The organism is Azonexus sp. R2A61 (genome assembly GCF_021401135.1).
GTDB lineage: Bacteria > Pseudomonadota > Gammaproteobacteria > Burkholderiales > Rhodocyclaceae > Azonexus.
Genome location: NZ_JACBFO010000002.1, coordinates 31768 through 53664, shown reverse-complemented (window position 1 = coordinate 53664; position 21897 = coordinate 31768). Strand labels below are relative to the sequence as shown.

Annotated in this window: 20 protein-coding genes; 14 read left to right on the top strand and 6 right to left on the bottom strand. The window is 61.7% G+C overall.

Annotated features, from left to right (window positions below; genetic code table 11):
• Positions 1 to 9: 9 nt before the first annotated feature.
• The 4 genes from L0962_RS05300 to L0962_RS05285 are packed head-to-tail and all read left to right on the top strand — an operon-like array spanning position 10 to position 6100.
• Positions 10 to 1287 carry a TolC family protein gene (locus L0962_RS05300; protein ID WP_234085230.1) on the top strand — a complete coding sequence of 426 codons (1278 nt, stop codon included), beginning with the start codon at positions 10 to 12 and terminating at the stop codon, positions 1285 to 1287.
• Positions 1284 to 2429, top strand: a complete 1146-nt coding sequence (locus L0962_RS05295; RefSeq protein ID WP_234085228.1) for an efflux RND transporter periplasmic adaptor subunit — start codon at positions 1284 to 1286, stop codon at positions 2427 to 2429. The genes L0962_RS05300 and L0962_RS05295 overlap by 4 nt, the downstream gene beginning before the upstream one ends.
• The gene (locus L0962_RS05290) at positions 2426 to 5515 is read left to right on the top strand and encodes an efflux RND transporter permease subunit (RefSeq protein ID WP_234085225.1); all 3090 of its coding nucleotides are present in this window, start codon (positions 2426 to 2428) and stop codon (positions 5513 to 5515) included. Before L0962_RS05295 ends, L0962_RS05290 begins: the two co-directional genes overlap by 4 nt.
• A 12-nt stretch (positions 5516 to 5527) precedes the next feature.
• Positions 5528 to 6100 carry an SRPBCC family protein gene (locus L0962_RS05285; protein WP_234085222.1) on the top strand — a complete coding sequence of 191 codons (573 nt, stop codon included), beginning with the start codon at positions 5528 to 5530 and terminating at the stop codon, positions 6098 to 6100.
• Here the strand turns inward: L0962_RS05285 and L0962_RS05280 are convergent.
• Both L0962_RS05280 and L0962_RS05275 read right to left on the bottom strand, forming a co-directional pair.
• Positions 6079 to 6411: a helix-turn-helix transcriptional regulator gene (locus tag L0962_RS05280; protein WP_234085221.1), complete on the bottom strand. Its 333-nt coding sequence runs from the start codon at positions 6409 to 6411 to the stop codon at positions 6079 to 6081. The two genes, L0962_RS05285 and L0962_RS05280, sit on opposite strands and share 22 nt — an antisense overlap.
• 89 nt (positions 6412 to 6500) lie before the next feature.
• Positions 6501 to 7022 carry an alpha/beta hydrolase gene (locus L0962_RS05275; RefSeq protein ID WP_234085214.1) on the bottom strand — a complete coding sequence of 174 codons (522 nt, stop codon included), beginning with the start codon at positions 7020 to 7022 and terminating at the stop codon, positions 6501 to 6503.
• A 297-nt stretch (positions 7023 to 7319) separates the two neighbouring features.
• Here L0962_RS05275 and L0962_RS05270 point away from each other — a divergent pair, with 297 nt between their 5' ends.
• From L0962_RS05270 to L0962_RS05250, 5 genes are all read left to right on the top strand, one after another.
• Positions 7320 to 8324: a sulfate ABC transporter substrate-binding protein gene (locus L0962_RS05270; RefSeq protein WP_234085212.1), complete on the top strand. Its 1005-nt coding sequence runs from the start codon at positions 7320 to 7322 to the stop codon at positions 8322 to 8324.
• A gap of 272 nt (positions 8325 to 8596) precedes the next feature.
• The gene (cysT, locus tag L0962_RS05265) at positions 8597 to 9427 is read left to right on the top strand and encodes a sulfate ABC transporter permease subunit CysT (RefSeq protein ID WP_234085210.1); all 831 of its coding nucleotides are present in this window, start codon (positions 8597 to 8599) and stop codon (positions 9425 to 9427) included.
• Positions 9427 to 10314 (top strand): sulfate ABC transporter permease subunit CysW, encoded by an 888-nt coding sequence (gene cysW, locus L0962_RS05260; RefSeq protein ID WP_234085208.1) that lies wholly within the window; start codon positions 9427 to 9429, stop codon positions 10312 to 10314. Before cysT ends, cysW begins: the two co-directional genes overlap by 1 nt.
• Entirely contained in the window at positions 10311 to 11333 is a 1023-nt protein-coding gene (locus L0962_RS05255; protein ID WP_234085206.1) for a sulfate ABC transporter substrate-binding protein, read from the top strand. The genes cysW and L0962_RS05255 overlap by 4 nt, the downstream gene beginning before the upstream one ends.
• Positions 11334 to 11373: 40 nt before the next feature.
• Positions 11374 to 12465 (top strand): sulfate/molybdate ABC transporter ATP-binding protein, encoded by a 1092-nt coding sequence (locus L0962_RS05250; RefSeq protein WP_234085204.1) that lies wholly within the window; start codon positions 11374 to 11376, stop codon positions 12463 to 12465.
• 64 nt (positions 12466 to 12529) lie between these two features.
• Here L0962_RS05250 and L0962_RS05245 read toward each other — a convergent pair whose 3' ends face one another.
• The 3 genes from L0962_RS05245 to L0962_RS05235 all read right to left on the bottom strand — a co-directional run bounded on the left by L0962_RS05245 (position 12530) and on the right by L0962_RS05235 (position 14815).
• Positions 12530 to 13102, bottom strand: a complete 573-nt coding sequence (locus L0962_RS05245; protein WP_234085202.1) for a hypothetical protein — start codon at positions 13100 to 13102, stop codon at positions 12530 to 12532.
• 95 nt (positions 13103 to 13197) lie between these two features.
• Entirely contained in the window at positions 13198 to 14499 is a 1302-nt protein-coding gene (locus L0962_RS05240; RefSeq protein ID WP_234085200.1) for an NAD(P)/FAD-dependent oxidoreductase, read from the bottom strand.
• 13 nt (positions 14500 to 14512) lie between these two features.
• Positions 14513 to 14815, bottom strand: a complete 303-nt coding sequence (locus L0962_RS05235; RefSeq protein ID WP_234085198.1) for a c-type cytochrome — start codon at positions 14813 to 14815, stop codon at positions 14513 to 14515.
• 239 nt (positions 14816 to 15054) lie between these two features.
• Between L0962_RS05235 and L0962_RS05230 the strand changes: the two genes are divergently transcribed.
• Both L0962_RS05230 and L0962_RS05225 read left to right on the top strand, forming a co-directional pair.
• Positions 15055 to 15444: a hypothetical protein gene (locus tag L0962_RS05230; protein WP_234085196.1), complete on the top strand. Its 390-nt coding sequence runs from the start codon at positions 15055 to 15057 to the stop codon at positions 15442 to 15444.
• A 110-nt stretch (positions 15445 to 15554) separates the two neighbouring features.
• Positions 15555 to 16490: a CysB family HTH-type transcriptional regulator gene (locus tag L0962_RS05225; RefSeq protein ID WP_234085194.1), complete on the top strand. Its 936-nt coding sequence runs from the start codon at positions 15555 to 15557 to the stop codon at positions 16488 to 16490.
• A 66-nt stretch (positions 16491 to 16556) separates the two neighbouring features.
• Here the strand turns inward: L0962_RS05225 and L0962_RS05220 are convergent, their stop codons facing one another.
• Positions 16557 to 17387, bottom strand: a complete 831-nt coding sequence (locus tag L0962_RS05220; RefSeq protein ID WP_234085192.1) for an EAL domain-containing protein — start codon at positions 17385 to 17387, stop codon at positions 16557 to 16559.
• Positions 17388 to 17588: 201 nt separating this feature from the next.
• Here L0962_RS05220 and L0962_RS05215 point away from each other — a divergent pair, with 201 nt between their 5' ends.
• From L0962_RS05215 to L0962_RS05205, 3 genes are all read left to right on the top strand, one after another.
• The gene (locus L0962_RS05215) at positions 17589 to 18878 is read left to right on the top strand and encodes a helix-turn-helix domain-containing protein (protein ID WP_234085190.1); all 1290 of its coding nucleotides are present in this window, start codon (positions 17589 to 17591) and stop codon (positions 18876 to 18878) included.
• Positions 18879 to 19062: 184 nt separating this feature from the next.
• On the top strand, positions 19063 to 21165 hold the full coding sequence (locus L0962_RS05210; protein ID WP_234085188.1) for a TonB-dependent receptor: 2103 nt from the start codon (positions 19063 to 19065) through the stop codon (positions 21163 to 21165).
• 264 nt (positions 21166 to 21429) lie between these two features.
• Positions 21430 to 21876: a rhodanese-like domain-containing protein gene (locus tag L0962_RS05205; protein WP_234085180.1), complete on the top strand. Its 447-nt coding sequence runs from the start codon at positions 21430 to 21432 to the stop codon at positions 21874 to 21876.
• The last annotated feature ends 21 nt before the right edge of the window (positions 21877 to 21897 follow it).

Below are 21897 nucleotides of genomic sequence, written 5' to 3'. Positions count from 1 at the left end.
TCTCCACTGATGAAACGTTTCCTGATTCCGCTTGCCTGCTTGCTGGTTCAGGCTGTTCCCGGTTTCGCCCTGGCCGCGGGAGAGTTGCGTCTCGATCTTCGCCAGGCCGAGGCGCTGTGGCGCGAGCACAGCCGGGAACTGCGCGTCGCCGAAAGCGCATTGCAGGGAGGGATTGCCGACCTGCGGGCAGCCGGAGAGCGTCCGAACCCGACGGTCTCGGTGAATTCCCTGTCGCTCAGTCCGCAGGAAGGGATTGGCGGTGGTCAGTTCAAGAACAAGAACATGGACACCCAGTTGCGGATCGAGCAGCTGATCGAGCGTGGCGGCAAGCGCGACCTGCGGATCAAGGGCGCCGAAGCGCGGCTGGCGGCGGCCAGGGGCGATGTCGAGAACTTTCGTCGCAGTCAGCGTGGGGAATTGCGCGCGGCTTTCTACGACCTGAAACTGGCTCAGGAACGTCTGCTTCTTTCCGAAGAGAGCGTCGCCGCCTATGGGCAAAGCCTGGATGCCGGCAGGTTGCGCCAGAAGGCCGGTGACATCGCCGCAGTCGATGTGGCGCGTCTGCGGATCGACGATAGCCGCGCCCGCAGCGATTTGCGTCAGGATCAGGCCGCCCTCGACACCGCCCGACGGGCCCTGGCCTATCTGATCGGCAGCGACGAGGCTGCACACCTGGTGGCCGGCGACGAATGGCCGGCGGCAAGGGAATCTGCGGCCGAACAGTTGGCGGCAGGCGATGTCGTCGACAAGGTGCTGGCGGCGCGCCCCGATCTGCAGGCGGCCAGGCAACGGGTGCTTGCCGCCGAGGCCGACCGCGATCTGGCATTGGCGGCGCGTCGGCGCGACGTCACGGTGGGTGTGCAGTACGAGCGGAATCTCCAGAACCTGCCGACCAATAGTTACGGAATCGGGGTCTCGGTGCCGCTTTTCCTGTGGCACAACAACGAGGGTGCGATCGCCCGCGGCGAAGCCGACTACGACACGGCGCGTCTGCAGTACGAACAATTGCAGGCACGGCTACGCAGCGAACTGGAACAGCTTCGGCAGCGCCTGATCGCAGCCCACGACCGGCTTCGCCTCTACGACGAAGAATTGCTTGCCGATGCCCGGCGCACGGCACAGGCGGCGGAGTTTGCCTACGGCAAGGGGGCCATGTCGCTGATGGACCTGCTCGACGCCCGACGCAGTTTGAAACAACTCCAGACGGAAGCGGCAATGGCACGAGCCGAGCATGCCAAGGCGCTTTCGGACTGGCGGATCGCCACGGATACCTGGGAAACACCATGAAAGCCACCCCATTTCTCTATACGCTGCCATTGCTGCTGTGCCTCTCCGCTTGCGGCGGAAACGACGAGGCAGCGAGGCCCGAGCCGGTTGCGGTGGAGGGCAACCTGGTCGTCCTGAGCGAACCGGACAAGGCCGCCTTCCTGAAATTGAGCACCGTGGAAGAAGACCGGGGCGGCGTCATGCGCCTGCCGGGTCGCCTGATCTGGAATGAAGAGAAGACGGCGCGCGTCGTTCCCCAGGTCGCCGGCCGGGTGAGCAATATTGCGGTCGACGTCGGTCAGCGGGTAAAAAAGGGCGATCTGCTGGCGATGCTGGAATCGCCGGATTTCGGTGAGGCGCTGGCCGACACGCGCAAGGCACAGGCCGAGGTTGGGCTGGCGCAGAAGGCTCAGGAGCGCAATCGCCTGCTGTTCGAGGCTGGCGTGATCGCCGAGAAAGAGCTTCAGCAGAGCGATGCGGCGGCGCTGGCCGCCCGGGCCGAATCCGAGCGCACCCGCCGGCGGTTGGCCGGGCTGGGTGGCGGCGGCGATGCCTACGCCTTGCGTGCCCCGTTGGCCGGCACCGTGGTCGAGCGCAACATCAATCCGGGGCTTGAATACCGCCCCGACCAGGAGGGCAAGCCGCTGTTCGTGGTCACCGATCCGGCCAACCTCTGGGTACGTATCGACGCCACCGAACAGGACCTGGGCAGGCTGCGCGAAGGGGCCGACTTTTCGCTGGTCGTCCGGCAATATCCCGGCGAGCGTTTCACCGGCCGGATTCTCCGGGTGGCCGATTTCGTCGATCCGGTCAGCCGCACGATCCAGGTGCGCGGCGAGGTGGCCAATGCGGACCGGCGCCTGAAGGGGGAAATGTTCGTCGAGGTGTTGATCGATACGCCACCCAGCGGCTGGTTGCGGGTGCCGTCGGCGGCCGTGTTCCTGGCCGGCGAGCAGCGTTACGCCTTCGTCGAGGAGGGCGGCGCGCGTTATCGGCGGCAGGCGGTGACCGTGGGCGCCGACCGGGATGGCTGGATCGAGGTGCGCAGCGGCCTCAAGGTCGGTGAAAAGGTGGTCGTCGAAGGCAATCTGCACCTGCTGAAGTATTTCAAGGACGAAACCGGCGATACGCAAGCTTCGCCCCGGCCGGCGGATCAGAAATGATCAAGCGCATCGTCCACTTTGCGCTGCACCAGCCGCTCTATGTGGTGTTGGGGCTGCTGCTGTTCATCGGCGCCGGCATCGCTGCATTTCGCAGCCTGCCGATCGAAGCCTTCCCGGATGTCACGGATACCCAGGTCACGGTGATTTCGCTGTTCCCGGGGCGCGCTCCGGAAGAAGTTGAAAAGCAGGTGACGATTCCGCTCGAAATCGCCATGTCCGGCGTGCCGAACTCGATCCGGATGTTTTCCCACACGCAGTTCGGGCTGTCCTACATCGTCGTCACCTTCGACGACAAGATCAGTCTGTTCATGGCCCGGCAGCTGGTCGAAGAGAGGCTGCGCGGCGTGGATCTGCCCGATGGCGTCGAACCCGAGCTGGCACCGCCGGCGACCGCGACCGGGGAAATCTTCCGTTACCGGCTCGATGCGCCGGGAACCCGCCCCAGCGAAGTGCGGGCGGTGCAGGACTGGGTGGTTGCCCGTCAGCTCAAGCAGGTTCCCGGCGTGGCCGATGTAGTTTCGCTCGGCGGCCCGGTGCGGCAGTACGAGGTCAATCCCGACCTGGCCCGCATGCGCGATGCCAAGGTTACCCTCGGCCAGCTGTTCGGCGCGTTGCAGCGGGCCAACGCCAACGCCGGCGGCGGTTCGGTTGCGGCCGGGCGTCAGCAGTACCTGATCCGCTCGATCGGCCGTCTGGCATCGTCGGCCGACATCGGCGAGGTGCTGGTTGCCGAGAACGGCGGCGTGGCGATTCGCGTGCGCGATGTCGCCCAGGTCGTCGAGTCGCGCATTCCGGCGCAGGGCATCGTCGGTTACACCGATGCCACGCAGGAGCAGGACGACGTGGTGACCGGCATCGTGCTGCTGCGCAAGGACGAGAATCCGTCACAGGTCCTGGAGGCGCTGAAGGCGAAGGTGGACAAGCTGAACGAAAGCGGTTTGCCGGAAGGGGTGCAACTGGTCCCTTATTACGATCGCTCCTGGTTGATCGCCAAGACCCTGAAGACGGTGTTTTCCAACCTGCTCGAAGGGGCGGCGCTGGTGATGCTGGTGCTTTACCTCTTCCTGGCCGATTTCCGTGCCGCCGGCATCGTTGCCTCGATCATTCCGCTGGCGCTGCTCGGTACTTTCATCGGCCTGTCGCTGGTCGGCATTCCGGCCAACCTGCTGTCGCTCGGTGCGATGGACTTCGGGATCATCGTCGACGGGGCAGTGATCGTCATCGAGAACATCTTCCGCCGGCTCGGCGAGGCGTCGCACACCGGATCGCAGCGTCCGCGCGTGCGCACCATCCAGGAAGCGGTGGCGGAGGTCGGTCGGCCGACCGTTTTCTCGATGATCATCATCATCGTTGCGCATCTGCCGATCTTCACCATGCAACGGCACGAGGGCAAGATTTTCGCGCCGATGGCCTATTCGGTCGTCGCCGCACTGATCACCTCGCTGATCCTGTCGCTGACCCTGGTTCCCTTCCTGTCGAAAATCGCCTTCCGCAACAGCGTGCCGCACGAGGAAACCCGGTTGATGCACAAGCTGCACGCGCTGTACGAGCCGCTGCTGGCCTGGGCGATGAACCACGCCCGGCGGATTCTCGGCATTGCCGTGCTGGCGCTGGCCGTGACCGCGGCGCTGATTCCCCGGCTCGGCACCGAGTTCCTGCCCGAGCTCAACGAAGGCTCGATCTGGATCAACATCACCTTGCCGACTTCGATTTCGGTCGATGAAGCGCGTGGCGAACTGCGCAAGCTGCGGCGCATCGTCGCCGATTTTCCGGAGGTCAACGCGGTGGTCTCGAAAGCCGGCCGACCGGAGGACGGCAGCGATCCCAAGAACATCAACATGACCGAGATGCTGGTCGACCTGAAACCCGATTCCGCCTGGCGTCCCGGCATGACCAAGGAAAAGCTGGTGCGCGAGATGGAGGACAAACTGAACGATGTGCCCGGCATCGAGCCGACCTTCAGCCAGCCGGTCCGCGACCAGATTCTCGAATCCATCTCGCAGATCGATGGCCAGATCGTCATCAAGCTGTACGGCGACGATCTCGATCTGCTGCGTTCGGAAGGGCGGCAGGTGTTGTCCAGAATTGCCAAGGTCCCCGGGGGCGACCGCGCCTTCATCGATCGTGACGGCGAATTGCCGCAATACCGGCTGGAAATCGATCGCGCCGCCGCCGCCCGCTACGGCCTGAACGTCGGCGATGTGCAGGATGTGGTCGAAACCGCGCTGGCCGGCAAGGCGGCGACCGAGCTCTGGGAGGGCGAACGCCATTTCAGCGTCGTGGTCCGTCTGGCCGAGCCGCAACGGGCGCTCGACCGGCTCAAGGACGTATTGGTGCCGACCCCGTCCGGGGCGCAGGTGCCGTTGTCGGTGCTGGTCGATTTCAAGCTTTCCAGCGGGGCGATGAACATTGCCCGCGAATCGGGGCAGCGGGTGCTGGCGATCGGCGTGTTCATCCGCGACCGCGACATGGGCAGCGTCGTCGCCGACATGCAGCAGGCGACCCGGGACATGCAACTGCCGGCCGGCTATTCGATCACCTGGTCCGGCGAGTTCGAGAACCAGGAGCGGGCGATGAAACGGCTGATGCTGGTGGTGCCGCTGTCGGTGCTGATGATCTTCATCCTGCTGTTCGATGCCTTCAAGTCCTTCCGCGACGCGCTGATCATCATCTGCAACATCCCCTTCGCGATGATCGGCGGCATCTTCGCGCTGCTGCTCAGCGGGATTCCGTTGTCGGTGTCGGCGGCCATCGGCTTCATCGCGCTGTTCGGGCAGGCGGTCCTCAACGGCGTGGTGATGGTCAGCTACATCAACCAGCTGCGCCAGGAAGGCGTGGCGGTGTACGAAGCCGTTGCCCGCGGGGCCTTGTCACGCTTGCGCACGGTGCTGATGACCGCCTGTCTGGCGATGCTCGGCCTGCTGCCGATGGCGCTGTCGCACGGCATCGGGGCCGAGACGCAACGACCGCTGGCGCTGGTGGTGATCGGCGGCCTGATTTCGGCAACGCTGCTGACGCTGTTCGTGCTGCCGGCCCTGTACTATTACGTGGCGACCCATCCCCGCCTGGCCAAAGCCATGCATTGACGGAGCAAGACGATGCTGCAGAGACTGTGTCTGACCCTGATCCTGCTTTGCAGCGTCGAAACTTGCCTGGCGATCACCGATGACGAGGTCGAGGTCGATTACCGCGACGGGCAATATGTTGCCCATCTGGCCGGCAAGGTACAGGCCTCGTCGGCCACTGCGCTGGCGGTGCTGCTCGATTTCGAGCACATGACCGTCTTCCTGCCCGGACTGAATGAAAGCCGGATCGTTGCGCACCAGGGCAACCAGTATCAGGTGATGCAGCGCGGCAAGGTCAGTTTCGGCCCCTTCGAGATGCCGTTCGAGAGTCTGCGCCGGATCGAAGTGATCGACGGTACCCGTATCGTGTCTGTCGGGCAGGGCGGTTCGGCGCGCTGGTTGAAGAGCGAGATGCGGCTGCAGCCGCTATCCGGGAATATCTGCGAATTCGATTACCGGATCGAGATGACGCCGGAAAACTGGCTGCCGGCCAGCCTGGGTGTCGGTTTGATGCGCCATCAGCTGGCCCAGCAATTCACGGCGCTGATCCACGAGATGCAGCGGCGTCAGCATCCGCCCAAAGCTCAGTCGGGCAGCGGGCAGTAGATGTCGCGCAGTTGGCTGATGATCGTTCTCAGCCGGCTGTCGGCGACCGAGTAGTAAACGCGGTTGCCGTCGCGCTGGCTGCGCAGCAGCTTCTGATTGTGCAACTGCGACAGGTGCTGCGAGATGTTCGGCTGCGTCGTGCCCATTGCTTCCGAGATGTCGCTGACCGAGCGTTCTCCATCGAGCAGGAAACAAACGATCGCCAAGCGCAGGGGATGGGCCACGGCCTTGATGCGCAGGGCCACGGCGTCGATCTCGCGATCGTTCCAGGGGCGCTCGTTCGTATCGACGGTTGGCGAGGGCGAATTCATCGCAGGGTTCCAGAGGAAATCCGGGCAGTGTAGAAGCGGGGGTGCAATAAACAAAAGAATGAATAATTCCTTTTTTATGCACTTTTCTTCTAAGTTGCGGCGCTGCGCTGCAAGTCCTCGAAATAGGCCTGTCCCTCGGGCCACGGGCCGTGTCCGGAATCGACGTTGATATGGCCGGCGGCACCGATGTCCTGAAACCGGCTACCCCAGCGACCGGCCCAGCGACGGGCGACATGCAGTCCGACCCAGGGGTCGTTGTTGCTGGCGACGACCAGCGACGGAAAGTTCAGTTCGGTCTCCAGCAATGCATGCGGTTCGCCGAAACGGTCCGGATCGGCCGGGGCGACCAGCAGGGCGCCGCGGATGCTGTCCGGACGGGCCAGGCTGGCGCTGACCGAGGCCAGGCAGCCGAAGCTGTGGGCGATGATCCAGACCTTGTCGCCGGCGGCATCGATGGCGTCGCGAACCCTGGCGGCCCAGTCCGACAGGCAGGTCCGCTGCCAGTCCGCTTGCTCGACGCGCCGGGCATTGGGCAAGCGGTTTTCCAGCCAGCTCTGCCAGTGGGCCGGGCCGCTGTTTCCCAGGCCGGGGACAATCAGGATATCGGACATGCGGACTCCCCTTGGTTTTTTGCACATTTTGCCGGTTGACCGGAAGAATCGGTCGCTGCCGGACGACCTTCGTTTTTCCGGCTGCCAGCCAACAGGCGGATTGTTTCGCGAAGCGCAGGGGCGGTCGAAGAATCGATTTTCATATGCTTATGACCGTTCGCGCTCAATGCGGTGCGTTTTGCCGGGTATGGCGGCAACGCGGTTTCCCGGCATATCGGTATAAAGATAACGTCGTTCCCGGCGGACAGGGGCTTTCGTAAATTGCGGTTTCCGTCACTATTCACAGGAAATCTGCAAATGCGCTTCAACCTCACCCGTCGCAGCCTCATCGCGCTTTCGCTGGGCTTCGCCCTGAGCGGTTCCGCTTTCGCGGACGTCAATCTGCTGAACGTTTCGTACGATCCGACGCGCGAACTCTATCAGGAATACAACGCTGCCTTCGCCAAGTACTGGAAGGCCAAGACCGGTGAAACCGTCACCCTCAAGGCCTCGCATGGCGGCTCCGGCAAGCAGGCGCGTTCGGTGATCGACGGTCTCGATGCCGACGTCGTCACGCTGGCACTGGCTGCCGACATCGACGCCGTCGCCGACGCCGGATTGCTGGCCAAGGACTGGCAGAAAAAACTGCCGCTGAATGCCTCGCCCTACACGTCGACCATCGTCTTCCTGGTGCGCAAGGGCAATCCGAAGAAGATCAAGGACTGGGACGATCTGGTGAAGCCGGGGATCGATGTGATCACGCCCAACCCGAAAACCTCCGGCGGCGCCCGCTGGAATTACCTGGCAGCCTGGGCCTACGCCAAGCATCTGAAGGGCGGCAGCGACGCGACGGCGAAGGAGTTCGTCAAGAAGATCTACGGCAACGTCAAGGTGCTGGATTCCGGCGCCCGTGGGTCGACGACGACCTTCGTCGAGCGCGGTATCGGTGACGTGTTGATCGCCTGGGAAAACGAGGCCTACCTGTCGCTGAAGGAACTGGGTCCGGACAAGGTCGAGATCGTCACGCCATCGGTGTCCATCCTCGCCGAGCCGCCGGTCGCCGTGGTCGACAAGATCGTCGACAAGAAGGGAACGCGCAAGGTCGCCACCGAATACCTCAACTACCTGTACTCGCCGGAAGGTCAGGAAATCGCCGGTAAGAACTACTATCGGCCGACCGACAAGAAGGTGGCCGCCAAGTTTGCCAAGCAGTTTGCCGACCTGAAGCTGTTCACCATCGACAAGGAGTTCGGCGGCTGGACCAACGCCCAGAAGACGCACTTTGCCGACGGCGGCTTGTTCGATCAGATCTACGTCAAGTAAGTCTCCTCCCGCGGGAGCCGGCCACCCCGGGTGGCCGAAGGCCCCGGTGTCCCTGGCACCGGGGCTTTTTTTTCGCACGGCATCGCTTGTCGTCCGGTGGCGTTGCTTATGCAGGAAATTTGAATAAGCAAAGACAAATAAATTGGTTCGGCGATTCGGGGGCGGTCCTTAACCTAGCCGGACACCAAAAAAACTGGAGTTTTCATGCAGCAGACGCTTTGCCTCGGAAGGTCGTGCCGGCCTTCGACAGCCCGCAGAGAAAGGGGCGTTTCATGAGCAGCCATAACGCCTTGCCGGGATTCAGGCTGTCGCTGGGATATACGCTGACCTGGCTGTCCCTGATCGTGCTCATTCCGTTGTCGGCGGTGTTCGTCAAGACCATGGAACTGAGCTTCGAGCAGTTCTGGGCCATCGTCACCACGCCGCGCGTGGTGGCTTCCTACCAACTCACTTTCGGCGCCTCGCTGGCGGCGGCAACGATCAACGCGGTGTTCGGGCTGCTGCTGGCCTGGTGCCTGGTGCGTTATTCGTTCCCGGGAAAGAAGATCGTCGACTCGCTGATCGATCTGCCGTTTGCGTTGCCGACCGCTGTTGCCGGCATCGCGCTGACCGCCCTGTGGGCGGGCAACGGCTGGGTCGGCAGCATCGTCGAATCGCAGTTCGGCATCAAGGTGGCATTCACGCCGTGGGGCGTGTTGCTGGCCCTGGTCTTCATCGGTCTGCCGTTTGTCGTGCGGACGGTGCAGCCGGTGCTCGAGGATCTCGATTTCGAGCTGGAGGAAGCCGCTTCCAGCCTCGGGGCCAACCGCTGGCAGACGATCCGCCGAGTCATTTTCCCGACGCTGCTGCCGGCGCTGCTGACCGGTTTCGCACTGGCCTTCGCCCGCGCCGTCGGCGAGTACGGTTCGGTCATCTTCATCGCCGGCAACATGCCGATGGTGTCGGAAATCACGCCGCTGATGATCATCACCAAGCTGGAGCAGTACGACTATCGCGGCGCGACGGCGATTGCAACGGTGATGCTGATCGTCTCCTTCGTCATGCTGATCACGATCAACAGCCTGCAGGCCTGGACGGCCAAGCGTAACGGGAAGATCAAATAATGGCTGCCACCGCACTGCATCTGCACAGCGACCTGGCCGGGCGCTACGAATCCAATCCGGCCACCCGGGAATCCGCCTGGGTGAAATGGACGGTGATCGGCGTTTCGCTGACCTTCTTCGCCCTGTTCATCCTGCTGCCCTTGTTCATCGTCTTCTACGAGGCCTTGCGCAAGGGCTGGGAGGCTTACCTCGTCGCCCTGGTCGAGCCCGATGCCTTGAGTTCGATCAAGCTGACGCTGCTTGCGGCGGCGATCTCGGTACCGCTCAACCTGGTCTTCGGGATCGCGGCGGCCTGGGCCATCGCCAAGTTCGAGTTCCGCGGCAAATCCTTCCTGATCACCTTGATCGATCTGCCGTTCTCGATCTCGCCGGTCGTCGCCGGCCTGATCTACGTGCTGGTCTTCGGGCGTACCGGTTGGCTCGGGCCGTGGTTCATCGAGAACGACATGAGGATCGTGTTTGCCGTCCCCGGCATCATCCTGGCGACCATCTTCGTGACTTTCCCGTTCATCGCCCGCGAACTGATTCCCCTGATGGAAGCCCAGGGGCGCGACGAGGAGGAGGCCTCGACGGTGCTTGGCGCCTCGGGCTGGCAGACCTTCTGGTATGTCACGCTGCCCAACATCAAGTGGGCCTTGCTGTATGGCGTGATTCTCTGCAATGCACGGGCAATGGGCGAATTCGGCGCGGTCTCGGTGGTCTCCGGGCACATCCGCGGCGAAACCAACACGATGCCCCTGCATATCGAGATTGTTTACAACGAATACAAGTTCTCGGCGGCCTTTGCCGTGGCCTCGCTGCTGGCCATCCTGGCCCTGGTCACGCTGGTTCTGAAAACCTTCATCGAGTGGCGTGCCACACAAACACTGAAAAGGAGCAAGACATGACCCCCAACGCCGGACAACTGAAAAAAAGCCTGCGCCGTTCCCTGAGCGTGCTGGCCCTGTGTTTCGCTGGCAGCGCCCTGGCGCAGACCTCGATCCTGAACGTGTCCTACGACGTTTCCCGCGAGTTGTACAAGGACATCAATCCGGCCTTCGTCGCCGCCTGGAAAAAGCAGGGCGGTGGCGACCTGACGGTCAACCAGTCGCACGGCGGTTCGTCCAAGCAGGCGATGTCGGTTGCCGCCGGCCTCGATGCCGACGTGATCACGATGAACCAGTCGCCGGACATCGACATCCTGGTCGAGCGCGGCGGCCTGGTCGTTGCCGACTGGCGCAAGCAGTTCCCGCACAACGCGGCGCCGTATACGACGACGAGCATCTTCCTGGTCCGCAAGGGCAATCCGAAGCAGATCAAGGACTGGGACGATCTGGCCAGGCCGGGCGTCGGGGTCATCGTGCCCAACCCGAAAACCTCGGGCAACGGTCGCTACACCTACCTGGCTGCCTGGGGCTATGCGCTCGACAAGACGGGCAACGAGGCCGGGGCCAAGGACTTCGTCAAGCGCCTGTTCGCCAATGTGCCGGTGCTCGACGGCGGCGGCCGCGGCGCGACGACGACCTTCACGCAACGCGATATCGGCGACGTGCTGGTCACCTTCGAGAACGAGGCCAACCTGATCGCGCAGGAATTCGGTGCCGACAAGTTCGACGTGGTTTACCCGTCGCTGACCATCGAGGCCGAAGCGCCGGTCGCCGTGGTCCAGAAAGTGGCGGCCAAGCGCGGGACCGAGAAGGTGGCCAAGGCCTATCTGGATTTCCTGTTCTCGCCGGCCGGTCAGGAAATCATCGCCAAGCACGATTTCCGTCCGCGCGATCCGGCGGTGCTGAAGAAGTACGCCGCCAAGTTCCCGAAGGTGAAGACCTTCACGGTCGATCAGAAGCTCGGCGGCTGGGCGGCCGTCCAGAAGGCGCATTTTGCCGACGGGGCGCTGTACGACCAGATCATCGTCCTGAAAAAGTGATTATTGCGGTCGACGGCCGGAAATACGGAAATTTCGAATCATGAGCATACAAGTACGCAACATCAAAAAGCAGTTCGGCAGCTTCACCGCGCTGGGCGACATCTCGCTGGATTTTCCGACCGGGGAACTGGTGGCGCTGCTCGGGCCTTCCGGCTGCGGCAAGACCACCCTGCTGCGCATCATCGCCGGGCTGGAACAGGCCGATTCCGGGCAGGTCCTGCTCGACGGCGAGGACGCCTCGGCCACCCATGTGCGCGAGCGCCAGGTCGGTTTCGTGTTCCAGCACTATGCGCTGTTCAAGCACATGACGGTGTTCGACAACATCGCCTTCGGCATCCGCATGAAGCCGCGCGGTCAACGGCCGTCGGAAGCGAAAATTCGCGAGAAGGTGTTCGAACTGCTCAAGCTGGTCCAGCTCGACTGGCTGGCCGACCGCTTCCCGTCGCAACTGTCCGGCGGTCAGCGCCAGCGCATCGCGCTGGCCCGGGCGCTGGCGGTGGAGCCGCGCGTGCTGCTGCTCGACGAGCCGTTCGGCGCGCTCGATGCGAAGGTGCGCAAGGAATTGCGCCGCTGGCTGCGCAAGCTGCACGACGAACTGCACATCACCTCGATCTTCGTCACTCACGACCAGGAAGAGGCATTGGAAGTCGCCGACCGCGTGGTCTTGATGGACCACGGCCAGGTCGAGCAGATCGGTTCGCCGGAAGAGGTTTACCGGCATCCGGCGACGCCGTTCGTCTATAGCTTCCTGGGCTCGGTCAATCTGTTCCACGGCCGGGTCGACGGGCAGGCCCTGCGCGTCGGCGAAAACGACATCGTGCCGCACGCCGATCATGCGTTCGATCACGGTGCCGAAGTCGTCGCCTTCGCCCGGCCGCATGAACTGGAAATCGACATCGATCCGGCGTCGACCGCAGGGATCGCCGCCCAGGTCAGCCGCGTGCTGTCCTTCGGCGTTACGGCGCGGGTCGAGTTGGAAGGCGTCAATGGGGCCAGCGGCCAGCATTTCGAGGTGGAATTGACGCGCGATCGCGTGGCCGAACTGGCTATCCGGAACGGTCAATTGGTCCGGCTCGTGCCGTCACGCCTCAAGGTGTTCGAGCGGCAGGGCGCTGCGGTGGCACCCAACTGAGGCGTCTGGCGAACATCACGGTATCGGACGAATGGGCCTGCGGGCCCATTCGCATTTTTCCGGATCAGTGACCGATCGGATCTTCGTTGGCCGGACGATAGCTCCAGCGGGGAATGATCAGCAGGGCGCCGATCGAGGCGAGCGAGGCGATGCAGAGCGGGGCGATCAGCCAGGCGTGCTCGGCGATTCGTGCCGGGTAAAGCTGCAGGATCACGCCGAGGCCGATCGAGTTGGCACCGCTGGCCAGCGTGGCGCAGGTCAGATCGTGAAAGCGCCGCACCTTGTTGACGCCGTGTGCCCAACGCGGATCGGTGTTGTAGCTCGGCAGTTTCAAGTGTGAATCTTCGAGTCGCTCCAACGACGACAGGAAGGCGCGCAGATTGGTGATTGCCCGTTCCGATTTGTAGTTGAGGAAGGCCAGGCACAGGCTGGCGAGCGGAAAGCCGAAGGCCAGCCATTCGACCGGCAATTGCTCGCTGCCGCTTCCGCGGTGCAGGGCCAGCAAGCCGGCCAGCAAGGTGCCGGTCAGGGCGACGTAAAGTGCCAGCGATTGCTGGCGTTGCGCAATCCTGGCATTGACCTCCTGATAGGCGGCAATGAATCGGTAGTTTGCATCGACGAAAACTTTGCCGCTCATTGTTCAAGGCTTTCTCGAATTTTCGGTCCGGATGAAAAAATCCGCAGGCCCCGGAATGAGCCTGCGGATTGGGGGAGGCGCAATCGGTCGTCGGCTCAGGAGAGCACGTCGGACCAGATGTTTTTGGCCCAGGCCCGGGCGAACAAGCCTTCTTCAACGGAAGGGGCGGCGGAAACCCCACCCGAGCCGGCGACGGGAACCGGGGCCTTTTTTTCCGGATCGTAGCGGTGCACCGAGTCGACGTGGATGGCGCGTCGCCCGTCGACCAGCGAATAGCAGGTATTGGCCATCAGCACGGGCCTGGCTTCCCGACCCGAGAGAATCTCGACGATCGCGGCGGCGGCGGCCTTGCCGTGCTGGTTGGCCATATGCCCCGATTTCGGCATGGCCGGCGCCGATAGCGTGGCATCGCCGAGCACATGGACGTTCCTGACCGCGGTCGACTCCAGGCTTACCCAGTCGACGGTGACCCAGCGGCCGTTGGCGTTGACCGCGCCGATGTCGTGCGCGATCTTGCCGGCATGCTGCGGTGGCAGCAGGTTGATGACGCCTCCCGTTTCGCGGTCGCCGAGCTCGCTGATCACCGTCTTGCCGGCGGCATCGACTTCGTTCAGGTTCCAGTTCGGGCGGTACTCGATCAGGTCCTTGTAATCGTCGTCCCAGACGGCCTTGAACAGCTTGCCCTTGGAAATGATCTGTTCGTTGGCGTCGAGCACCAGGATCTTCGATTTCGGCTTGTGCTGCTTGAAGTAATGGGCAATCTGGCTGACCCGTTCGTAAGGGCCGGGTGGGCAGCGGTAGGGCGCTTTCGGAATGCTCTGGATATAGACGCCGCCGTCCGGCAGGTCGAGCAGTTGCTTGCGTAGCGCCAGCGTCTGCGGACCGGCCTTCCAGGCATGCAGAATCTGCTGCTGGGCCGCTGCATCGTAGCCGGCGACATCGGCGAAGCGGAAGTCGATGCCCGGGGAAACGACCAGGCGGTCGTAGGCGAATTCACCGGCCTTGTCGGTTCTGACACGACGCTTGTCGGTATCGACGGCGGTGACTTCGGCATGAACGACCTTGATCCCCCAGTGCTTTTTCAGGCCGTCGTAGGAATGCACCAGCGTCTCGTATTCGCGATTACCGGCGAGAACTTCGTTGGAGGTCGGGCAGGAAATGAACTGCGCATTGCGTTCGATCAGCACGACCTCGATCGCGCCATCGCTCCATTTGCGCAGGTACTTGGCGGCCGTGGCGCCGCCGAAGCCGGCACCGATCACGACGACGCGGCCGAGTGTTTTGCGCGGTTTGCCGGCAGCCAGTGCCTGGCCGGGCAGCAGGGATGCGCCGGTCAACGCGGCGGAGGCGCCAAAAGCCTGCAGCAGGCGGCGGCGTTCTTCGTTGAAGCGGGTCATGGGTTGTTCTCCTTCACTGCCGGCGCGAGAAGTAGTCGGCCAGGGCCGCCAGTTCTTCGTCGGTATAGCCCTTGGCGAGCTGGTGCATGATGGTTGCCGATTTGGTGCCGGCCTTGAACGCCTTCAGGGTTTCTTCCAGATACTGGCGGTCGCGCCCGGCAATGGCCGGAATGGCAGAAACGGCCTTGCCTTCGGTGCCGTGGCAGTTGAAGCAGTTGGCTGCGTAATAGCCGACGGTTCGTTCGGCGTCGGTCGGTGGCGCGGCGTGCACAAGGCATGCGACGCTCAATCCGGCAAATGCAAACAGGGATTTCATGGCGGCTCCTGAGGTGGATTCGGTTCGATGCGGGAGAGCGGCTCGCCTCCCGTGCGCCGAACTGTGCCGCCTGCTCCCGGGGCCGCCAACGATTTAAATCGAATAAGGTAAGAAGCGGGATAAGGATCGGGGATTTCGGCGAATAACCTTATAAGGAATGGATCGTTGTTCGTTGGCGGCGGCTGATTATGCTTTGACGGGTTTTTGTCCATTAATCCGGTTCAGGCCTTGGTTCAACCATGATTGAAAATAAGGATCAGAGTGCGTCCGCATCGGCGGCGTCCGCTCTGGTAGAGAATCAGCCACGGGGCGAGATGCTCGGGCTGCCGACGCTGCAGCGCAATGCTTTGTGCAAGCTGTTCGATCGTCCGGAATTCACCCCGCAGGATGTCCATGCGCTGGGCTTTCGGCGCCTGCAGCGTGCCGACGGCATCGGTCACAAGGGATTGCAGGCCATCCTGGCCTGGCTCAGGCACTACGGGCTGGAACTCCTGCCGCCCGAACCGCTTGCCGATCCACCGGAGGGCCTGCCTGAAGAGGTCAGGAAGAACATCAATGGTGCGGTGCGGTTGCTGCGCAACCACGGCTACCGGGTCCAGCGTTCGCGGGATAAAGGCATCGGGCGCTAAATTCTTTTTTCTGATTAACTTCTCTTTATTAATTATATTTGGCGATATCGCCTTCTTATAAAGTGGTGCCTGTGCTTCCTATCCGAAAAATATAACCTGACAGGATTCCTATGAATTTCCAGCAGTTGCGCATCATCCGGGAAACAGCGCGCCAGGATTTCAATCTGACCGAAGTGGCCAATGCCCTGTACACCTCGCAACCCGGGGTCAGCAAACACATCAAGGATCTCGAGGACGAACTGGGCATCGAGATTTTCGTCCGCCGCGGCAAGCGTTTGCTCGGGCTGACCGAGCCGGGCAAGGAACTGCTTCAGGTCGTCGAGCGTATCCTGCTCGATACGCAGAACCTGCGCCGGATCGCGGATCAGTTCGCCAGCCGGGAGACCGGGCATTTCGTCGTGGCGACCACGCATACCCAGGCCCGTTATGCGCTGCCGAAGATCATCAAATGGTTCAAGGCCGACTACCCGAAGGTGCACCTGACCCTGCTGCAGGGCAGTCCGAACGAGATTGCCGAGTTGCTGGTCAGCGGGCAGGCCGATGTCGGCATCGCCACCGAGGCCGTCAACAAGGCACCGGAACTGACGTCCTTTCCGTTCTATTCCTGGCACCACGCGGTCATCGTGCCGCATGGTCACCCGTTGCTGAACGAGAAGGAGATCACCCTCGAGGTCCTGGCCGAGTACCCGATCATCACCTATCACGAAGGGTTCACCGGGCGGGCGCATGTCGACAAGGCGTTTGCCGAGGCCGGGGTTGTGCCCGACATCGTGCTGTCGGCCATCGACGCCGACGTGATCAAAACCTATGTCGGGCTCGGCCTGGGGGTCGGCGTAGTCGCCTCGGTGGCCTACAACCCTGAACAGGACAGGAATCTCTCGCTGATCGAGGTGCCCCATCTCTTTCCGGCAAACACCACACACCTTGCGGTCCGCCGCGGGACCTACCTGCGCTCCTATGCGCATGCCTTTATCGAAAAGGTGTGCCCGGACATCGGCGAAGAAGCGATCAAGGCCGCGCTGAAGCTGCCCAGCAGCCAGGATTGAGTTGGTCGGCAGCAAAAGGAAATGGCCCGCATGGCGGGCCATTTTTCTTTCCGGCATCGCGACCGCTCATGCCGCGTTGCGTAGCTCGTCTTTCGCCGACTGGATGGCGCGAGCATCCAGGTTGTGGGCCTGCAGCAGATCGATTTCGAGCGGGGAAGCCGCCTGCCGAAGCTGCCCTGCGTCGAGTCCTTCGATCAGGACTTTGCCGCCCAATCGATGGATGCCTTCGATGATCGGTTCGATTGGCCGGGAAGACGCAATCAGGCTGGGCGCCAGTTTGACGATGTCCGGACGCAGGGCTTCGAGAAACTCGAAATCCAGCCGGGTTCGGCCAAACTGGCAAACCGCGATGTGATAGCCGCGCGAACGATAGCTGGCAATGGCCCGCGTGAAGTGCGCCGTATCCTCGACGCCGTCGGTATCGATTTCCAGCGTGATCTGTTCGGGGAACAAGCCGCAAGGGCGGAGGATTTCCTCGAACGCCAGTCCGTGATTGGCCGGGACGCTGAGGATGTGGCGCGGATGTACGCGCAGCAACAGGTTGCCCCGGCGCGGACTGGTCAGGTAATTGAGTGCGTGCAGCGTCCTGACCAGACGATCGAGCTGGATGAATTCGACGTTGTCGGTGGGCAACACGAAAACGGCTTCCGGCGTCATCGGAATGTTGTTCGACAGGCCGAACGCCTGAATGCTCGAAGCATGACCGTGGAACTTGCCGCTCCGGGCCTCGACGATGGGCAGGAATTTCGATTCCAGCCGGATGCCCGCGTAGTGCATGAACACCCGCCCTTCGTGCGACACGAACGGGTGATCGAGGCCTCTTTCGTAGCCGGCGACGGTATGCCGCGAGCGGCCGTGCTGGGCGTTGAGCGTATTGACGAGTTCGGTAAGCGGCATGGCGGTCTCCTTTGATGCACGACGGCAATTTATGCCTGTGGGGTCGTTTCGGGGAACGACGTTTTTTTGCATACCTTAGAGGCTGGCGCTATATGCGCATATTCCCGTTGTTGGCTGGATAAGCTATGCGTCTTTTTGTCTTTGGCGTGGCGTGGGGCGCTGTTCATACTCGCCAGTTTCGCGAGTAACGTTACTTTTCATATGGATTTCTCCACGACGTCATCGGAAGCCCCTGACGCCGATCACTCGGATGATTCGCCAATCGTCGATCAGGTCCGAGCTATCCGGGAGAGCGGCTTTCTTGTACGTAGCCCCAAGCTTGTCCGTTTGTTCGACTATCTGGATACCTGCCATCTGGCGCGGCGAGTGCCCAAAGAATTCGAGATAGCGGTGGAAGTGCTGGGGCGTCATGACGGTTTTGATGTGACCCAGGATGCGCTGGTTCGCGTCTACGTTCACAAACTCCGGCGTAAGTTGGACGATTACTATCGCCAGCCACATGTCTTGACAAACGGTCGATTGATCATCCCCAAAGGCGAGTATCGGCTGGCCTGGGAAGCCCTTGCGCTTCCCGAGCCCGCGAGCTCGCCGCCACAACGCTTGTCAACGGAGGCGATAAAGCGTTTCCGGTTGCTGGTATCGGGTTTGGCCTTGTTGCTGTTGCTGTCGTTGCTGTGGAATTTTGCTTTCCTGTTTGACGATGGGCGTGGCCGTCAAAGTGAAGAGGGCAGGGAACTTCGTGACAGCGCGCTATGGGCGCCGTTGTTTGCCGACGACAAGCCGGTCGTCGTCGTCGTCGGGGATTATTACCTGTTTGCCGAATCCGACGACCGTGGCAGGGTTGGGCGTCTGGTCAGGGACTTCGACATCAATTCCCCGGTCGAACTGGCGCAGGCGGTTCAGCAAAATCCTTCTCTCGGTAACCGGCAGTTCGATGTCGGCCTGAGTTACCTGCCAACCGGTATCGCCCATGCGCTGCACAAGCTGGATCTGGTACTGAACAGCGGCAGCAAGAAACCCTGGGGAGTGATTCTGTCGTCCGAACTGGTCTCCGAGAACATCCGCAACAGCCATATCGTCTATATCGGTCATCTGAGCGGCATGCGGGTGTTGGAAGATTTGGTGTTCGCCACTTCGGGATTCCGGGTCGGGCGCAGTTACGATCAATTGGTCGACAAAGCCAGCGGCCGGTCGTACGTCTCCGGCAATGGCATTCCGACGGACGCCATGGCGGCCCAGGTGCAACTTGCCTATCTGGCTTCCTTTACCGGTGCGGCTGGCAATCGGGTCCTGATTGTCGCGGGGTTTCGCGATATTGGCCTGAAAGGACTGGCCGATCTCCTGAGTTCGCGTCATGGCGTGGCGGAATTGCTCGCCCAGCAGACGACCCCGTCGTTTGAAGCGCTCTATCAGTTCAGTGGTCTGGGGGCGATGAATGCGCCGGGGAAAATCCTGGTCACGCGGCCGTTGACCGCAGGAGAGGGCGATTGAGCGGCTGTTGTCGGATCGGCCCGGGTAACGCAAGTAACGTTCTGAGTAACCGTAATTCACCTGACGCCAGGTTGAAATATCCAAAAAATCCGCTTGCGGTTCGTCGACCGTAGCCATCGGGTGGTCTTGTGCCTGCAACGAGAGCGCCACCAATCAAACCAAACATACAAGCTTGAAGGATCCGATGATTCTCCGTTCCCTGCGGCCGTTCTGGCTGGCCATCCTCGCTGTCCATTCCCTGTCATCGATGGCAGCGGGTATTCCAACCCTGCAGGAGGTTACCGTGGTCAATCACAGCCGCGATCTTATTGGCGAAGCCGAATCGGCCAGCGAAGGGACGGTAACGGCACGACAACTGGCGACCCGTCCGTTGCTCCGGCCTGCGGAAGTGCTTGAAGTCGTACCGGGCATGATCGTCACGCAGCATTCCGGCGACGGAAAGGCCAACCAGTATTTCTTGCGCGGTTTCAATCTGGACCATGGCAGCGATTTCTCCACGCAGGTACTGGGGATGCCGATCAATCTGGTGACGCATGCGCACGGTCAGGGCTACATGGATCTCAATTTCCTGATTCCGGAACTGATTGGCGCGATCCGCTATCGAAAAGGCGTTTATGACGCTGAAGATGGCGATTTTGCCACTGCCGGTAGTGCGAAGATCGACTACCGGCGCCATCTCGATGCGCCTTTCGCCGCGATCGGTTTGGGGCGGAACGGTTACAGACGCTTGCTCGGTGCAGGCAGTACCCGGCTTGGCGGCGATTGGACTTTGCTCGGCGGCCTTGAATTGATGGGCAACGACGGGCCCTGGGAGCAGCCCGAGAACCTGCGGAAAAAGAACGCCGTGTTTCGTCTTTCCCGGGGGGATGCCGCCAATGGAGTCGCCGTCTCCCTGTTGCTTTACAAAGCTCACTGGGTCGCTTCTGAACATGTGCCGGAACGTGCGATCGACAACGGCGAAATAGGGCGTTACGGCACCTTGTCTCCTAATGACGGCGGCAAGACGCGTCGCAACAGTCTTTCGTTCGAATGGGCAAAAACCGGTGAGCAAGGATTCAGCCGAGCCAGCGTTTATGCGGTCGACAACGAATTGAACCTGTTTTCGTCACCTTCCGGATATATTTCGGGGCTCGATGGCGATCAGCATGAACAGGCCGATCGTCGCATCCTCTGGGGCGGTGGTTTCAAACAGGGCTGGTTTCTCGGCCCGCAATGGCGGCAAACCGAGTTGAGTGCCGGTATCCATCTCCGCCAGGACCGGATCGGTAAGGTCAGTTTATACAACACGGTTAACCGGCAGCGCGTCGAGACCGTACGCGAGGACAAGGTCGACGAAATTGCAGCCGGTATTTTCGTTGATGCTCGCACGCAATGGTTGCCTTGGCTACGCACCAATATCGGTGTTCGTTACGATCATCTGCGTGCCGAAGCAACGCCGTTGGGCGGGGTTTTCAATGGACAAAACGGCGGCAGTGCCGTTGCCGGCCAATTCAGTCCGAAACTGGGGGCGGTGTTCGGGCCGTTCAAGTTGCTTGGGCAAACCGAGTTCTACGCCAATTGGGGCCACGGCTTTCATAGTAACGATGCTCGTGGTGCGACGGCCAAGGTTAACCCCCGGGATGGGGCCGCTGTCCAACCTGTACCGCTGATTGTCCGTGCCATTGGCGGAGAACTGGGGGTTCGGGCCAGCCCTTTGCCCGGCTGGAACAGTAGCCTGTCGGTGTGGCAGATGAATCTGGCGTCCGAGCTGGTATTCATCGGTGACGAGGGGGTGACCGAGCCACATGGCGCCTCGACGCGAAGCGGTATCGAATGGTCCAACTATTATTCTCTGCGGCATGGCTTGATCGTCGATGCCGACCTGGCCATTTCCCGAGCCCGTTTCAGAGAGGCGGTAAATGGCGGTAGGGATGTACCGAATGCGGTACCTCTCGCAGCCTCGATCGGGGTTGCCTACGATGATGCCGGATCGTGGTTCGGCGGCGTTCGTTTCCGTTACCTGGGCGCCTATCCCCTGGCGGAAAGTGGCGAGGAAAAGTCGCGCGCTTTCTGGATGGCCAATCTGAAACTCGGTTACCGCCTGAGCCGACAGCTGGAAGCCACGCTTGATGTACTGAATCTGTTCGATAAAAAGGCCAACGACATCGAGTATTGGGGCGGTGCTTGTGCGCGCAGCGAAGCATTGGCCGGAACCGGCGGTTGCGGCAGTGGCGGAGCGATCGACGGTCGTCTGGTTCATCCGCTCGAGCCCCGGACCTTGCGTGCCAGTTTGAAATTCGGTTTCTAGCGCACGGATTGTTGCCGGATAAACAGTGAATCGCTTGGGCTGCCCGAAATTCAGCAGTTTGCTTTACCCGTTTTTTGGGTATGAGTTCCGTGTTTTATTTGTTTTTATTAATCAATGCCTTGCGTGGCCTGCCTTTGGCTTTTTCTCGATGGGTCTGGCACGTTTGCTGCGTAGCTGAATACGGCATCGAAATTTGCTTTCGATACTGCAGAACACCATTTCGGGCGTCCTGCATGTCAAGAATCCTTAGGAAAAGACGAATTCATGAAATCAATTGTCACCTTTATGGGCGTCGCAATGCTGGCAATGGGCAGCTTGATGGCCCATGCCCAACAGACGGCTAATACCGGTAGCGCTGCACAGGCTGCCGCCGCCAAGTCACAAAAACTGAACCGGGCACAGTTTGATGCCTTGCTGGCCAAACCGGCAGAACTGCTGGTGCTCGACGTGCGCCGGCCGGATGAGTTGACCAAAAACGGAGGCTTTCCCGTGTATCTGAGCATTCAGTCCCGGGAGCTGGAAAAAAATCTGGCTTTCGTGCCGAAGGACCGCAGCATCGTGACGGTTTCCAACCATGCCGGGCGTGCCGTTGCCGCCGCCGATCTCCTGGCCAGGAACGGCTTCAAGGTGGCCGGGGCGATTGGCGCGCAGGATTACGAGGCCGAAGGCGGTTCGTTGGTAAAGATTGTGCCGCCTGCGCCCAAGAACTGATTACCAGCCTGTTTCACTTTT